The sequence below is a fragment of the Flavivirga eckloniae genome (assembly GCF_002886045.1).
GTDB classification, from domain to species: Bacteria; Bacteroidota; Bacteroidia; order Flavobacteriales; family Flavobacteriaceae; genus Flavivirga; species Flavivirga eckloniae.
This window is the reverse complement of record NZ_CP025791.1, coordinates 5,289,994-5,306,983: the sequence shown is the minus strand read 5'-3', so window position 1 is coordinate 5,306,983 and position 16,990 is coordinate 5,289,994. Positions and strand designations below refer to the sequence as shown.

At 30.3% G+C, this 16,990-nt stretch carries 14 protein-coding genes; 1 reads left to right on the top strand and 13 read right to left on the bottom strand.

What is annotated here, in order from left to right; genetic code table 11:
* Positions 1-24 precede the first annotated feature (24 nt).
* From C1H87_RS21935 to C1H87_RS21920, 4 genes are read right to left on the bottom strand one after another with little or no spacing between them, the layout of a single operon-like run.
* A complete protein-coding gene (locus C1H87_RS21935; protein ID WP_102757873.1) occupies positions 25-3,438 on the bottom strand; it encodes a tetratricopeptide repeat protein in 3,414 nt (1,137 codons plus the stop codon).
* Between the two features lie 2 nt (positions 3,439-3,440).
* Complete coding sequence (locus tag C1H87_RS21930; RefSeq protein WP_102757872.1) at positions 3,441-5,930, bottom strand: tetratricopeptide repeat protein; 2,490 nt, start codon at positions 5,928-5,930, stop codon at positions 3,441-3,443.
* Positions 5,927-6,730 (bottom strand): hypothetical protein, encoded by an 804-nt coding sequence (locus C1H87_RS21925; protein WP_102757871.1) that lies wholly within the window; start codon positions 6,728-6,730, stop codon positions 5,927-5,929. The genes C1H87_RS21930 and C1H87_RS21925 overlap by 4 nt, the downstream gene beginning before the upstream one ends.
* Before the next feature lie 54 nt (positions 6,731-6,784).
* Entirely contained in the window at positions 6,785-8,239 is a 1,455-nt protein-coding gene (locus tag C1H87_RS21920; protein WP_102757870.1) for a hypothetical protein, read from the bottom strand.
* 482 nt (positions 8,240-8,721) lie between these two features.
* On the opposite strand from C1H87_RS21920, the gene C1H87_RS21915 reads away from it, so the two are divergent.
* Positions 8,722-9,309, top strand: a complete 588-nt coding sequence (locus C1H87_RS21915; RefSeq protein WP_102757869.1) for a hypothetical protein — start codon at positions 8,722-8,724, stop codon at positions 9,307-9,309.
* Between the two features lie 49 nt (positions 9,310-9,358).
* On the opposite strand, the gene C1H87_RS21910 is transcribed toward C1H87_RS21915, so the two are convergent.
* The 9 genes from C1H87_RS21910 to mnmE all read right to left on the bottom strand — a co-directional run bounded on the left by C1H87_RS21910 (position 9,359) and on the right by mnmE (position 16,864).
* Complete coding sequence (locus tag C1H87_RS21910) at positions 9,359-9,556, bottom strand: hypothetical protein (protein WP_102757868.1); 198 nt, start codon at positions 9,554-9,556, stop codon at positions 9,359-9,361.
* Positions 9,531-9,731: a hypothetical protein gene (locus C1H87_RS21905; RefSeq protein WP_102757867.1), complete on the bottom strand. Its 201-nt coding sequence runs from the start codon at positions 9,729-9,731 to the stop codon at positions 9,531-9,533. The genes C1H87_RS21910 and C1H87_RS21905 overlap by 26 nt, the downstream gene beginning before the upstream one ends.
* A gap of 11 nt (positions 9,732-9,742) precedes the next feature.
* Entirely contained in the window at positions 9,743-10,093 is a 351-nt protein-coding gene (locus tag C1H87_RS21900; RefSeq protein WP_102757866.1) for a hypothetical protein, read from the bottom strand.
* A 213-nt stretch (positions 10,094-10,306) separates the two neighbouring features.
* Positions 10,307-12,364 (bottom strand): toprim domain-containing protein, encoded by a 2,058-nt coding sequence (locus C1H87_RS21895; RefSeq protein ID WP_102757865.1) that lies wholly within the window; start codon positions 12,362-12,364, stop codon positions 10,307-10,309.
* A gap of 21 nt (positions 12,365-12,385) precedes the next feature.
* Positions 12,386-12,604 (bottom strand): hypothetical protein, encoded by a 219-nt coding sequence (locus C1H87_RS21890; RefSeq protein WP_102757864.1) that lies wholly within the window; start codon positions 12,602-12,604, stop codon positions 12,386-12,388.
* A complete protein-coding gene (locus C1H87_RS21885) occupies positions 12,601-12,942 on the bottom strand; it encodes a MerR family transcriptional regulator (protein WP_102757863.1) in 342 nt (113 codons plus the stop codon). The genes C1H87_RS21890 and C1H87_RS21885 overlap by 4 nt, the downstream gene beginning before the upstream one ends.
* A 203-nt stretch (positions 12,943-13,145) precedes the next feature.
* Complete coding sequence (locus C1H87_RS21880) at positions 13,146-14,168, bottom strand: hypothetical protein (protein WP_102757862.1); 1,023 nt, start codon at positions 14,166-14,168, stop codon at positions 13,146-13,148.
* Between the two features lie 3 nt (positions 14,169-14,171).
* Positions 14,172-15,287 carry a site-specific integrase gene (locus C1H87_RS21875; RefSeq protein ID WP_102758366.1) on the bottom strand — a complete coding sequence of 372 codons (1,116 nt, stop codon included), beginning with the start codon at positions 15,285-15,287 and terminating at the stop codon, positions 14,172-14,174.
* A 179-nt stretch (positions 15,288-15,466) separates the two neighbouring features.
* Entirely contained in the window at positions 15,467-16,864 is a 1,398-nt protein-coding gene (gene mnmE / locus C1H87_RS21870; protein ID WP_102757861.1) for a tRNA uridine-5-carboxymethylaminomethyl(34) synthesis GTPase MnmE, read from the bottom strand.
* Positions 16,865-16,990: the final 126 nt, after the last annotated feature.

The window sequence follows — 16,990 nt, the reverse complement described above, 5'->3', positions numbered from 1 at the left end:
TCAATTTTGTAATCAAATAGTCGATCATCTCTTTTCAAGAATTTCTCTCACTTTAGCAAAATCTTGATGTGCTAAGCCTTCATTTTCCAATGCCATGATATCGTCCAAAAAAACTTCCCTAAAATTTGTATTATCGTAAGGTTGGTCTTTATATTTTAAATATATATTTTTTGCTTGCTGAAATTTATCTTGAAAGACATAAGAAAGTGCAAGGTTAGTATAAACCCATTCTTCAGACGGTTCTTTTTCAAGAACATATTTTGCACACCGCTCACTGAACACAAAATCTTTCGCAAAAAGAGCATACCAAGAAAGATTAGCCCTGAAATGTAAAGAGTATACTTGAACTCCTTCGTTGTTAGGGTACTGCAAACCAAATTGATCCAATTTTGCTAGAAAAATTTTGAGTTCTTGATAGAGACCGATTTTATCTTTATCCAAATCTATCTTTTGCATAAGCTCGCTTGCTTCTAAATCAATAAAGTGGCCAGAATAAAACTCCTCACAACCCTTAAATAATACCAGCAATTCCTTTTTCTGGTTATCAAAATTAATTTTTGTGTTTTTCTGACTTAATGTAAATTGAATTCTTTCAAACCCTTTTTTAGCATCTTGTAAACTAAGTTCTTCTTTTAGATTTCTTAGTATGTCAATCCTAGTCAAGTATATCAGATTCTTCAAAAACAGGGATGACTCTTCCGTTGTAAGGCTATGCTGTTTTATTTTACTTTCAAATTTCAAAAATGTTTCAAGTAGATTCTTCTTGGCCAACTCAAACTTTTCCAAACGGATATAGGATTTTCCAACTTCTGTATTAATCTTAGCTCTATACAAATTTGCTTGTGAAAAATGGTCAAAAATAGGATTATAAAACAATTTTTGTGCTTCAGAAAACTCCAACAATGCATTATCATTCTTTTTGCTCTTGTAATATAACAGGCCAAGAGCGAAACGAGATTTAGCTAAATCATATTCATTTATATCATTTTCTTTAGCTAACTCCTCTCGTATATTTTTGGAAAGTATCAAATTACTTTTGGCTCTTACATAATCTCCAGTCTCAACATATACATTGCCTAAGTTGTTCAAAGAGGTGGCTAAATCTTTCTTAAAAAGAGCAATATCATTTTTAAAAACTAGTTTTTTTCTTATTTGGCAAGCTTGTAAGTAATGATCAATTGATTTGTCATACTTTTCTAATTCATCATAAACCTTTCCCAGATTATGATTAATCGATCCCATTTCAAAATCTATACCTTTCATATTTTGGCTCAAAACAACAGCTTCCAACAGTAACTCTTTGGCCTTAATTCTTTTGCCATTGTTCATTAGTGAGATAGAAAGATTATTTAGAGATCCAAGAATATCTATACCAAATCTTGAAAGATTTTCTTTTGCTAGCTCCCGACTAATTTTAAGCATAATTTGATTGTTATCTTCCGCTAATTCATGCTTCTTTTGGCAATCTAAAGAAATACCCAGATTTGTCCGGAGTAAAAGGGATAAGGGAGCTGAATATTTGAAATCACTATCTCTTTTGTGAAGTAATTGCATAGCCTCCAATAAAACCTTTTCCGCATTAGAGCATTGATGGTTTGAGTTATAAACTAAAGCAAGATCATTAATTGTAGATAGCAACATCTCTTGATTGCTATTTGTTGTACTAATGTCAAACTCTTTTAACAAACCAATTGATTCTTTGTAAGCGTCTATTGATTTTGAATAAGACTGCTCCAAACAATATAGTCTTCCTAAATTGCTATAAGAAAAAGCAATATTGTGTTTGTATTGAAGTTCTGATGGATATCTTAAAACTAACTCTTTATTAAGGTTTATAGAAATTTCAATATAGTTTTTTGCTTCTGAGACCCTGTTTAAATTCAGAAGGACAGAAACAAAGTTATTAAGAGCTATTGAGTAAGAAAACACAAAACTAAATGGCTCTTCAAGATTGAGTTCTTCATAAATGTCTTTTGCTTGTCCAAAATGTTTTAGAGCACTATTGAGATCATTAGAATCTTTAAATAAATTCCCTAGATTAGTATTTAAATCTGCAAAACTTTGTTTTAGTTTTCTTGAATCTTTTTTATCTCTCAACAATTTTAATATAGAAAGTGCTTTTCTCAAGTATTCAATAGTTTTGGTATCATTAAAAATATTTTGATTAATTACTGCTAAATTATTATATATTGATACAAGACGATTGGGGTCTTTATGATAATTTTCATCTTTAAAGTTTAAGTAAATATTTAATGCCTTTTCATAATATAATTCAGCTTCTTTAAATTGTTTGAGTTCAAGATTAAGGTTTCCTAAATTGGTCAAATTATCAAAAACGGGTAATTGAGATTTAGTTAGTTTGTGATTAATACGAAACTCATTAATTTTTAGAGATTCATCTAACGAAGTCTTTGAATTATCGTAATCATAAATATTCATATAAGCGACTCCCAAAACATTTAATAACTGACTCTTTTTTGGATTATTTTTATCATACCTAATATCATTTAAAATTAGTAGTGCTTTTTTTCCATACTGAATCACTTTCGAATATTGACCAATTTGTAGGTGCATGTCACATATATAGTAATACAAATCAAGAATTAAGTTCTGGTCTTTATTGTATTCTGTATATTGTAAAATTATCTCGTCATATATTTTTACTGCTTCTTGGAATCTAAAATCTAACTCTTTTTGTTCCGCAATCTTCCTCAATTCATCTATACTAGTTTCAAATCCTTGCCCATGTAGTCTAGCTTCTTTCTTCGCTTTTTCTTCATCTAAAATCTTTATCGCTTGCTCAATCTGCATCCCCATACCTAGAGCTTCTAAATAATCCTTTACCCGTTTCTCAGCACTGTCTAGATTTGTTCTTGCATAATCTAGGGCTTTACTATATAATCGTATTGAATCATTTAATTTCTTATATCGCTCTATTTGTCGATTTAAATCAATTATTACTTGATGATCAGAACTCAAGCGAACTTGTAACGTTTTAAGGCTATCATTCAACATTATGAACTTTTTGTCCCTAAAATTCTTCATAGGTTTATAATAATTAATAGCGGCCTCATGTATTCCTCCTTTAGGACATACAATTATTTTTAAAGAACCTCTTTTAGGATCTTTAGGTATAATAACCGATGATAACTCATTAACATTGACCAACTCCCAAACTTTTCCATTTTTATCTTTGGCAAAATTATCTCCGTTTAAACCAATTTTTGGATATACAATTTCCCCGAGCTTTTTTGAGTTGAATTCAAGCGAAAATGAACCATCTCTTTTAGAATAATCACCATTGGAATTTTCCTCAGTAACGAAAATACCTTCAATTGGAGTCCATCCACTACTTTGTTGAAAAACCCTACCTTCAATTTTAGATTGGGAAAAACCAAAAGGTGATACTATTAGGATTACAAAAATTAATTGCCTCATAATCAATCATTTAATAGTTTTACTATTTTTTTAAAATCTGGATGGGTAATTCCTGCTTTTTGAAGGGTGGTAATATCTTCTAAAAAGGTTTTAGAATAATTTGCTTTCCTATAGGGTTTATCTTTTAATCTTAAATAAATTTCTCTACCCGATTCATATTTATCCTGTAGTATTAAAGATAAAGCCAAATTCGTATTAATCCATTTTTGTGAAGGATCCATATTTAAACCTTCTTTTGCGCTATTTTCAGATAATTTGAAATCTTTAGTCAAAAGCGCATACCAAGATAAATTTCCATAGTTAGCACTTAGACTTTTCCTGGCATATATATGCTCAGGGTATTTTTTTAAAAATCCTTTAAGTTTTGCTATCACTTTTTGAAGCTGATGAACAATCGATTCATTCGAACGTTCTGTATCTAATTTTTTTTCCAGGTTTTGGATTTCTTTCGCAAGGTTTTTGTAAACAATTGTAGACACATCTAAATTAACAATATATTTTTCGTATGCAATGGCACTTTTCATAAACCCCTTTATATCAGCGTTATTAGGATTATATAATTCAAAATCTTTTTTTGCACTTGTTAACAGTTTAAGTATCTTTTTTTTATGGGTTTCAAAATTTTCTTCAGTCATGCTAGCTTCATAAACTGGGGGTAGTGATAATTTTGTTTCGATCATTTCTATTATATAAGCCTCAGGTTTTGTCGCACCAACTTTATCAATTATCGTTAATGACTTAATATAAGTTTCTTCGGCCTTTTTATAGTCTTTTGTAACATAGTATAAAGACCCTAGTTTATTCAATATTGCAATCACATCTAAACCAAACTTTCCTTCCACATTTGTGCCAAAGGCTTGGTGTATTTTTAATGCATCAAGAAACGCTTTTTCGGCTTTTGCATATTCTTGTTGTTCTCTAAACACAGTTCCTAAGTTTGCAAGGGTGGAAGCATACTCTGAACCATATTTCTTGAGGTTTTTAGAGAAGTATTCATAATAAATTTTTAAAGTTTTTAGAAATACAAACTCAGCTTGCTTGTATTTTTTTAGATAAATAGAACTCATTCCTAAATTATTAAGGAGTTTTACAAGGGTTTCATTAAATTCTAATGAAGTTTTGTTCGGATATTCCTTTTGATCCTCAATAGCCTCCAGCAAAATAGATTCCGATTTTTGAAATTCGCCAAGGCCTTGATATAATCCCCCCAAATTGATTTTAATAGCAAGAATATCTATAATATAAGCTTGATTACCCGCTTTGATAAATTGATCATAAATTTTATAAGCCTTAAGTAAAAAGGGCTCAGCTTCTTCATATCTACCCCACTTGATATATAAAGCGCCTAAGTTGGATAAATTATTAGCTAGAAATGGGTTAAACTTAAATGTATTCTTCTTCGCATAATTTTCATGAATTTCCAAAGAGCCTAATAGCTTTTTTTCTGCTTTTTTGTATTGATTCAAACTTTGAAATATATTTCCTTGAATGTTTAATGCTCGTCCTAAAATCGGATGTTCAGAAACATTATTCTCATACATAATACTTATAGCTTCTTCAAAATATCCTAGGGCTTTTTTATCCATGCCTACTTCCTTACATAAAAGCCCTACCTCTGTCAGGTTTTCTGCTATGTCAAATATATTTCTTCGATTTGTTTTTAGAACATGAGTTATCCTGTCATAGAGAGAGATGGCTTTATCAAACCTAAACCCTAAAGTAGCTATTCTAGCAGCTCTTCTAATTTCGTTTACACTCGCCCTTTCCAATTCGCCACCTCTTAATGCTTCTTTTTCCGCTTTTTCCGGATTTAACTCTTTTCGTGCTTCCTCTATTTTTACTCCTTGATCTAATAGCTTCTTGTAACGTTTTACGCGTTCTGAGGCTCCATCCAAATTTATACTGGCCAATTCAACAGCTTCTTTATATAATCTTAAAGAATCGCATAAGCCTTTGTAAACTTCTAACTGTTTGTCTTTTTGAATTACCAATGAATCTCGTTCTCCTAATGTATTTCTAATTTCTATTAGCTCTCCCTCCAGTTTAGCTAATTTAGTATCGGAACTGGTCTTTATTATTTTATAATATTTTTGAGCGGCCAAATCACGTTGACCTTTCGGAGCAAGAATTAGCTTTAGAAGGTTTTTTTCATCCGATTTTTCAGGTATAATTACATATTCAATTTCTTTATCATTAATTAACTCCCATTCTTTACCATATTTATCCTGAACTATATTGGCATTTTGATTACCAATTTTAGGGAAAACAGCCTGACCCTTTGTCTTATTATTGAATTTTAAAGAGAATGAACCATCTGCTTTGGAAAAGTCTCCATTCGAATCTACTTCATTTACCCATATGCCTTCAATTGGAGTCCAACTACTGCTTTGTTGGTAAACTTTACCATCGAGCTTTGATTGGGCATCAACTTTTCCCCTTATCGTTAAGAATATCACCAAAAAAATGAGAATATTAGGTGCTAATGTTTTCATTTATTCATTTTTAAAAGGTTATAGGCTTTTTTAACCCTTTCAGTATCTTCAGTATTAATATTTTCTAACTCCAAAAGTTTTAGGTACTTCTCTAAATCTTGAATTATGTTTTTTCTTAAAAGCTCTTTGTTTTCTATAGACAAGAAACGATTCTCTGTTAGATTAATCCTCTTTAGAGAGTCAAGAACCAATAGATACTTTTTTATACATTCTTTTGAAGAGTCTTTATTAATATTTGTAAGTTCTTCAGCTTGATCGTAAACCCGAAGTGAGTCATTCTGGAGTTTAAGATTAGAAATTTGTAATTCTAATTCAGAAACACTATCATAAACTCTTGAATTTTGGGAACTAAGTTCTTTTAACTCTCTTTTTAAAAGAACCATTCTTTTATCAAAATGGTTTTTAATGATTTGATAGTATTCATTAATTACTTTCTCTCGTTGTCCTTTTGGTACTAAAACTATTATCAAATCGGTTTTACACTTATCTTGCTGGCAGATTAGTATACTAGTCAATTCTTTTTCATTTACAACTTCATATTCTTTTCCATTTTTATCTAAAATAGATTCGCCATTACCCACCGAAATCCTTATTATTTCACCTGGTTGTTTATCCTTAAAGTATAAAGCAAAACTTCCGTCTTTTTTAGAATAGTCACCATTTGAATCTGTAGCGGCTATAAAAACACCTTCAATCGGTCTCCAATTACTGCTCAACAAATATACTTTTCCAGTTACCTTCGTTTGCGAATGTAAATTGTTAATAACAATTAGGATTAGTACTACGATTATTTTTTTCATTTCGCTTGATTTTCAAAAGTGGTTGAACACAATTAATAGTTTAGAATGTATACATCAGTCTTTAGCAATATTTATTGGAATTGGTTTTACATTCCCAGGGTGTATTGTCCAATTTGATATTGTACTATCATTTAGGACGACTTGTATATTATATTTTTCCCTCCTAAATTCAATAGGAACTTTTATTTTAAAAAGACCATTAGAATCAACAATTGTATCTATCCCTTCATCAACTAATTTAATTTGGGCGTACCTTATGGGCTCATGCCCTACATGCTTAAACACCCTTCCTGAGATTGTCGAAAGTTTTTCATTAGGTTCAATTTGAAGAGACAAACTACCACTGTTTAGCATCAAAGAGTCTTGGCTTAATTTCCAATAATCGTCTATCAATTCAACCCTTATCTTTCTATCTTTGTACTTGTAATCAATTTTTGGAAAAGTGGCTTCATTTTCAATTATATCTCTAGGATTTTTTTGATTTAGGTAGAATACAATTTTTGGTTTATCACCATAACTAAGCGGTGGATATTCATTATGCACCTTAATCTTTTTATTGGGCTCTAGGGTTATGTTGGTAGTAAAAGGTAGTGTTATAATGTAGTAAATCAAACCAAAAACAATTACAACGAAAGCGATCACAGTACTAAAAATATAAACCTTTTTTTTCTCAAAATAGTTACCTTGAAGTTCTTGTAGAATTTGTTCAAAGGCATTTTTTAAGTACTCTAAGTCGTTAGCTATCGTTATATATTGTTCTCTAATTGTATCCATAAAATAATCGAGTCTAGAAGAATTAAATTTATGGCGTACCTCCTGTACTGTCAAAACATTAAAACCAGAAGTTTTATTAATATTGGAATTTTCTAGTTCATCGAGTATTTTATCTAGTTTATTGTTTATGGTTTGTTTTACTTCTTGCTCATAGTCTATTAGTGCTTTTCTGTTTTCTTCTTTTTTAAGTAGTTCACCAAAGCACAATTTCAGCATCTTTGGGAATCTTTCCTTGAAAAATGCCCCATAAGGATTATTAGTTTTTACATCATGTAAACCACCAACATCAATATTTAAACATTCAAAAAACTCTTTTGCTCCATTTATATTTTCTACTTTAATATGAAGTGCTTGCGCTTGTTGCGAAAAAACCGCCCCATTAACTTGTCTAATAAGTGATTTATTTATTTTTTTTAGCCTATCTGTTCGATAATCCGTTTTACTTAATTTATTATTCTCAATATAAAGCATCTCTATGATTTTGATACTCCATTCAATAGATTTAATAATCAGTTTTTGTAAATCATGATTAAACTCTGAAGGGTGAATATCAGTAAGTAACCCTTTTATTTTCTGATAATCAGCCTTCTTAATATAGTCCGTAGTAAGGCTGTTAGAGACTTCTCTAATAATACCTGAAATAAAACTTTCTGGTAAAAAACCGGAAGCATAGGCTATTCCAGCCGATATGGTTAAACCTGCTATATCTTTAAGAGCCTTTTGGGGATTGGTCATTTAAATCAAATAAATTATAGTACAAATTTGGTTTCTTGGTTCCGATAAATTTTTTATTCGACCAATTCGTCATTTTAAAAATAATGAAAATACGTACAAAAACAATATTTTTTATATTAAAACATATAAAATCCATATTAGTACAATATTTTGTAATTCTGATTTCATATGCCGCTTAATGGAATTCCTAGAAGGAAAATTTCTATATTTACACCATAATCAAAACATATATTTATTTAGAAAAACATTTTAAAAAGACATAAAAAATAAGCGTTAGCTATTATTCTTGGTTCTGAAATCTGACAATTTCCTTTATACCACAAGATTAATAAGTTGAACGCTCACGTTATGGCGTGGGTGTACTGTACTTATCTTGGTATTTGGTTTTGTCAGAACCTCAGAACGGATAATGTTACAAACCCACGCTTCTTTATTTTACTAATCTTCATTTTGGGTTTGGATGATATTAAATATCATTTAGCATGAAAAATAAATTTTTCAAAACAACAATTTTCTTAGCAATATGTTTAATTGTTTTTAGTTGCTCATCAAATTCTGATGGTTGTGAGCCTATTACCTGTTTAAACGGGGGAATATTTACAAATTGTGAATGTGATTGTCCTGAAGGTTACACAGGGGCAGATTGTTCGGAACAAGTTACACCAACAAGTGTAACAATTACTAAAGCCATTGTGAAAATATTTCCTAATACTGATGATGGTAGTAACTGGGACTTAGCTATACCAAATGCAGAAAGCATATTACCAGATATGTATATAACTTTTGAAAATGCCGTTTCAACCAATCTTTATACAAGTGATATATTTTATGAAGATGCTTTTTCAAATGGTTCTACGCTATTTGAATTTGTACCAAATTTGGTATTAACCAATTTTAGTTTACATTATTTTGTGTCCATTTGGGATTATGATTCTGTAGATGAAGATGATTTTATGACAACCTATAAGTTTGAAGCCTATTTAGATGATAATGGTTTCCCAGATAACATAACTGTAGTTAGTCAAGAACACAACATATTAGTGGATTTAGAATTAACCTATGAGTGGTGATTTACATTAATGAGGCTAAACTACTATTAAAAATAGTGGTTTAGCTTAACTAATTTCCTCTACAAGCCTCTCTAAAATTCTTGCAAGCTCTTATAGTGCCTGCTGAAGCATTTAAAAAATATTTTGACAAATAGATAGTGCTGTATGCTGCTATAACAATTAGTGAAGTCTTTACAACTGGTGTTTTTAAAAAATCACTTCCATAGTCAATTAAAAAAAGTTTATTTGCTTCTTTTTTCTTTTTCATAAGAATATATTTTGAAAACAATAAATAGAACGGTCATAACCCCTACACCAATAATTGCTTTATTCATATTGCGATGATTACTCTTTAAGGCCTGATAATTGTTCTCTAACAATGTAAACTCCTTAGGTATATTTCTGGCAACCTCTAATTGATAACAATCAATAATTCCTTCCATGATAAATCTGGTTACAGTTTTATTATTCTAAAAGTTTTATCTCCTTCTAACATATACCCATAATCATATATACAAATCCAATTATCATTTTCACGCTTAATTGTGTGTGTACTACAGCCGAAATGAAAGCCAGTCCCTAATAAATAATCATAGCTTTTAATTGCTTCAGGTTTCCCTTCTAATATTGATATTAAAATTGACCTATTCTTATCCAATATCCGATTGATAATTGCTATTGATTTTCTCTTTTCCAAAGCCTTCAAATTGTTATACTTAATTTGATTTTTACGATTAGCAAATACTTGATTATTTCTTTGTTTATAAAAAGTTTCTCCTGTCAACGGGTCTTTAGCTGTCTCCATAACCTATGCGTTTTAATCAAAAATAGTAACCAATACGCTTAAAAACAACAGATTGATATTAGCTTAACTCAAGTTAACTTTCCTTAGTTTAAATTAAAATATTCACTATTTAAATTAATTTGTTTTGTATCTATAATAACATAAATAATATTGGAAGATAGAAAAGGCTATTATATGCCAGTTCCACCTTCCATTGTTAATTACATTTAATAATTATGATTTAATATCATAGACTACTTCTCTCCCCTGTTTCTTTTTAATTAAATAATATGGAATATTTTCTCTATTTTCAAATTCTACATTGTCATCTATTATTTTATTTAATCTCTCTCTTATTATTTTGCTACTGCATTCAAACTCTTTTGATAAAAGTTCTATCAAATCTTTACCATTAACAGGAAATTCAATGTTATCGTTTATAAACTTAATTAATTCAGCAGGTTCAGCTTTAAGAAGCCTAGATTCTTTAACCTTATCTACCATATTTGCATCAGCTAAAACTAGCCCTTTTTCTTCCTCAGAATAAATAAGGTGAATGGGGTCATATCGTTTTGTACTTCGTTTTTTCAGAAATTTAAGGGCAATAATATCTGATGGCTTATTTCCTTTACCCATCTCAAAACCAATCTGAATTGCTGTACTTGACTTATTAAACAACTCCGTTCCTAAATGACCTCTGGCTTTATCTGCACTTCCTGGGTTTTCATGAATCAAGCAAATAAATGTAACATCGTATTGGTTGATGAATATATTCATAAGGTCAATCAATTCCATACTATTGTCAGAACGATTAAAATCTTTAATACAATCTGTAACTACATCTAATACAATAACAGTATGCCCTGTATATTTTAACCGAACCAACTCTAAATATTCTCTGAGTGCTTCAAATCTCTGTGCTCTACTTATTTCTAATAAGGATATATAATCAAAATTTCTGGGTGTTTCTTCTTTAGAAAACCCTGCTTTATTTAAAATTTGTTGTAATGCATAAGGGTATTGCTCTGTGAGGTTTCTTTCGGTATCAACATAACAAACTGTCAAGTTTTTATTTAAACCTGCTGTAAACTGTAATAAGCGCCTTTTACAATCCTCTTTTTTTATTAATGAACTACAGATAGTTTCTGCCAACCTACTCTTATGGACACCTGCCTTCCCCTGAATAATATTTATTGTGTTTGGAAATATAATTTCTTTTCCTAGCTGAAATAAAATAGGTTTGGATTGAATAATCTTTTTAGACTTTATTTTGGAAAGCTCTTTTTGAGTCTCAAGTATTTTTGAAAGATGCTTACCGTTATTTATAAGCTTATTCTCTTCATAATTTTCTATAATTATTTCATCATATGCCAATTTAAACCCAAACTTGAAAAAATCAGAAATATCTTTACCTCCTTCTTCTTTTAGTTTTTCAGGAAGTACCATTCTCTTTAACCCAAATTTATCGCATATTTTTTTCGATTGAGTTATCCCTGTACTATCAATATCATACAAAACTATAACCTCTTCAAAATTTGATTTTAATTTATTTATTAGCTCTTCCGAAGGCATAGCTGTTTCGCTATTTAAACTTACCGCATATTCGCCATTTACGTGAAGTGATATAACATCTTTTTCTCCCCCTGTAATAAATATTCTTTCTCCTTTTTTAGGCAACTGCTCAAACCCAAAAACATAATTGTTAGGTTTATACCCTAGCCATAAAAACTTGTATTTACTTGAAAACGGTCGATAAATTTTATAGCAAGAAAAATTAATTCTATAAGCGAATATAGGGTCAAGTTCTGTAGATTTAATGATTTGTTTTTTTTCAATTCGGCTATACTCCTTTATTGGTAGAACATTAAAAAAAGTAAGAGCTTCAAGGTAAATGCCATATTCAGACCAATAATCTAAGTTTTTTCTATCCCAATCATAAGACTGGATTTCAAAAGATGGTTTTTCCTTTCCTATTTGAAGACCTAATGCAAAATCATTGTTAATGATTACCAAAGCTTCTTTAAAGCTACATTTTTTTAATTTCATAACAAGGTCAAACACATCTCCACTATCTCCAGTAGCAAAATCTTTATATTTCCATATTCCCAATGGGTCATCATAAATATTAAATGATGGCGTTTTCTGCTTTTTTTCAAGCAAAGGGTTTGATATATGGTTTCCTTTTTTTAGATCTCCATTTGTGTAAGGTTTTAAATAATAATTCATTAATTCGTAAGTCCCTCCTACTACTTTCGATAATATATTTTCTTTAGTTAATTTATTTTTAAACATAATTTTTATTTTTAAATACAATTATTGATTGATTTTTTGTTGCTCAATTACTTGAAGTACTTCGCTCTTTTTATAGAATTTTTTATTACCAAATAGATATGGCGTAAATCGAAGTTTTCCTTGTTTTTGCCACTTCCAAAGACTTACATGAGAAATTGGTGGGCTAAATAGTTTTCCGATTTCTTTTATGCTTAGATACTCTGCTTCAGGATTAATTAGCCCTTCTTTCAAATACTTCATCTTTTAGATTTTAAATATTTGTCCGTTTCTTCATCAATAAGGCTAGGTTTGCCATTACTAATCCAATCAATAATAGCTTGTCTGGAAAAGGTTAAAGGTTTTCTTCTGGATAGTACAGGAATTTCAAATCGGCAAACTTTTGAGTATAATGTTGCCTTTTTATAACCTGTTAAATCAGCAGCTTCATCAATAAATATGATGTCGCTTTTGTTTTCTTCTTTGCTATTAGTTTGCTGATTATTTAACAGTTTACCAACTTCTTCTGCAAAAGTTCTTTTGTTTAATTCGATATACTCTCCTATGGTTAGTGAGTATAGGGGTTTTAATGATTTGCTCATTTCTTAATTTTTTAAATTATTAATGAGCATTGCGCAATGCTTTATTTGAAATTTCTTAGTACAAAACAACCAAGTATTGCAAAGTCAATCAAAAATGATTTGCAGAGTGTAGGGTAAGTTTTTATTACTTACTGTAAAAAGTTAATTGGAATAAGGCTTTATAAGAATTATAAACTTGATAATTAAATTGCAGAGTGCAGAGTCTAAAGTTTTGAAAGTATAGATTCGAGGAGTATTTTTCTATCTAATTTGCCATCAGATGCATTTCTAAGTTGGTCTCTTTCAAAATCCTTAATTTCCGTATCAGGAAGCCCATATCCATCAACAAAACAATTAATTGCGACCATCCATTTATTATTTTTTAAATCATATATTTTATCCGATTCAATTAAATAAAACACGAGCCAACTAAGTTCTTTTTTTGTTCCTATCCAAATTATTCTATTTTTTTCAGTGATTTTTTGATTACAAAATATAGATATGAATATTTCTAAACTTGTCTTTTTTGAAATAAATTTTTCGTTTTTAAGTGCTGACAAAGCTTCTCTGAATATTTCTCTATTACCTGATTTCCTATAATAATTCAGATTGTATTTGCTCTTTTGTAATAAAAATGAATGAATTTCACCTTTCATTTTTGGTTTACTTTTATTACTTCGGAGCTTTTTATTCTTTGTTTTTTCTTCACTCCATTCATTAACTGTCTCTATTATCTTATTTTCAAAAATTAACCCTAAGTATTGCCTACAGCTTAATTTTAAAAAATCAACGATTTGCTGCATGTTATCATTAAAAGTGTATTTTAAATGGAAATTCAAAAAATCGCTAATTGCAATAATTTTATCATTATACTGCCTAAGCTTTAAAGCAAACCAAAAATCAAAATTTTCATTATGTAGGTCAATAACTATGCTTTCTGAATACTCAAAACATGAACCTTTTGTTGCTATAAAATAATCTATTCTATATAACTCTTTAAGACTTTCACAAGCCTTTCTATACATATCTGCATTTCTTTTATAATAGTCTCTAAACTTTTCATCTCCAAGTTGATATTCTTTAAAACTAAATGAAGGTGTACCTTTAGTTGTAATTATATGTTGAACTTTGTTAATAATGTTTTTGGCTAAAACAGTATTTCCATTCTCACCATATAAGAATAGTTCTCGTTCGTAATACCATATGTCAGCAATATCAATATCGTAATAACTATAATTCACTTCCATAAGTTAAACGTTAATATCAGGTATAACATTAGCAGCGTCTACCTTCTTCTGATTGATAATTTTTGCGTAAATCTGTGTAGTTTTTAATTCCTTATGTCCTAGCAACTTTGATACTGTGTAAATATCCGTTCCAAGTGTAAGCTGTAAAGTGGCATAAGTATGACGAGCACAATGAAAAGTAATCGTTTTACTAATACCTGCTTTCATTACCCATTGCTGAAGTTTTAAATTATGCCATGCGCTATATTTAAGCCCTTTAAACACTCTCTCGTCATTATTGCCTTCTTCACCTAAAATGCTACGTGCTTGTTCAGAAATTGGGTGTGTTTGATAACTCTTCGTTTTCTTTTGCTTAAAACGTATATAAAAGCCTTGCTCATCAGAATATTGAACTTCTTTCCAAGTTAATTTGTTGATGTCTGACCAACGTAACCCAGTAAGAGCACTAAATAGAAAAGCTTGTTTGAGTATAGGTATTTCGCACTCAACTTTAGTGACTGTCTTAAGTTCTTCCAAAGTAAGAAACTCTCTTTCTGTTTCCCCTTGCTTAAACCCTTGAACATCTATAGCAGGATTATAACTAATTATTTTATCTTTTACAGCTTGTTTTAAACACGCCCTAACCTTATTGAAGTATGAATAGCACGAGTTTTGAGATAAAGATTTATTGCTTTTTGTTCTTGCTGCATTCTTTAAATAATCTTTGAACTCCTCTAACCATTTAGAATCTATTTCTCTAAATAACACATTATTTCCTTTGTATTTTATTAGATGTTTTAATACACTATCCCAGCTTCCATAATTTCCAGAACTATTATATCTTTTATCTGTTTGTTCGGAAAAATAGGTTATAAAGTTTTCTGTCAAACCATCTTTAATCAAATGAGAAAAACCATGTTTGTCATGTTGAAGTTCTAATAACCTCTTTGACCTTATACTTTCTGCTAAGAGCATAGTTTTTTTATTATGATCTCTTTCCTTTGACGATTTCGGAGTAGAATAAACACTAAGCTTTAAAGCTTCTTTTTTACGTTTTTGAGCAGCTTCGGGAAAATAATAATCAAGAAATAAACCTTCTTTACCGTTTTTCAACTTCCTCTTTCTAACTGATACATTCATTCTTTTGTTTTTTGTGCCGTTTTGTGCCTTTTGATTAAATTCGGCACAAAAACGATACAATAATAAACAAAAAAGAACAAAACGGCACAAAAAATAATGAAATAATATTTTAAAACAAAACCACAAACAACTAATAATCAAACATATTACATGTAATACCTTGATATATCTTAATAGAATTACTTCCCGATACAAAAATTAGCAAAAATATTACCAAGTAAATCATCATTAGTAATCTCACCGGTTATCTCACCAAAATGATATAAGGCCTGACGAATATCGATGGCCAGAAGGTCTCCCGACAATCCAGTTTCTAATCCATGCTGAACTTTTTGAATTTCTTCAAAGGCTTTTAGTAGAGCATCATAATGTCTGGAATTGGTTACGATGGTTTCATCATTACGTAAAGCTCCCGTATTAACGAAGTTAGAAAGCGTGATTTTTAAATCCTCAATACCTTTTCGGTTTTTTGCAGAAATGAGTTTAATATCAGAAACCTTATCGGTAAGTTCTTCTAGTCCTGTATTAGAAATCGCATCTACTTTATTGGCTATAACCACTAGTGGTTTTTGAGGGTATTTATTTTTAATCTTTTCGATTTCTGTAGTAATGGCATCGATGGTTGACTTCTGTGAAAAAATAGCTTCAGCATCAAACAAGTATACAACAACCTGAGCCTGTGCAATCTTTTCAAAGGTTTTTTTAATACCAATATTTTCAACCACATCTTTGGTTTCTCTTATACCTGCCGTATCTATAAACCTAAACCCTATACCGCCAATATTGATTTCATCTTCAATAGCATCTCTGGTAGTTCCGGCTATATCACTCACTATAGCACGCTCTTCATTTAGTAAGGCATTAAGCAATGTAGATTTTCCAACATTAGGCTCCCCTACTATAGCTACAGGAATACCATTTTTAATAACGTTACCAACGGCAAACGAATCTATTAAACGTTTTAAAACAAACGTAATACGTTCTATTAAATCTTTAAACTGGGTTCTATCTGCAAACTCAACATCCTCTTCTGCAAAATCAAGTTCCAATTCTATTAAAGATGCAAAGTTTAAAAGTTCTTCGCGAAGCTTGGCAATTTCGGACGAAAAACCACCACGCATTTGTTGCATGGCTATTTGGTGTGATGCTTCATTATCACTGGATATTAAATCTGCAACGGCCTCTGCCTGGCTTAAATCCAATTTTCCATTTATAAAAGCCCGTAAGGTGAACTCCCCTGCTGTGGCCATTCTACACCCTTGGCGTAAAAACAATTGAATGATTTCCTGCTGAATATAGTTAGATCCATGACAAGAAATCTCAACTACATCTTCCCCAGTATACGAGTTTGGGTTTTTAAAAACCGATACCAATACTTCATCTATAGTTTTATTACCATCTACAATATGTCCCAAATGAATGGTATGAGTAGCCTGTTTGCTAAGCTGCTTACCCGAAACCGATTTAAATCGATTTTCTGCAAAATTTATAGCATCTTTTCCAGATAAACGTATAACAGCAATTGCTCCAGCACCTGCTGGTGTTGCTAAAGCTACAATGGTATCTTGATTAATCATTTGGCAAAAATACTAAATTTGGGGCGCTGGCACATATAGGTTAGACCACAAAAAACAACTATTAAAAAATAGCAATATTTAAAAGCATAAACATTTGTTAACATTTAACATAAAAACTTAACAATA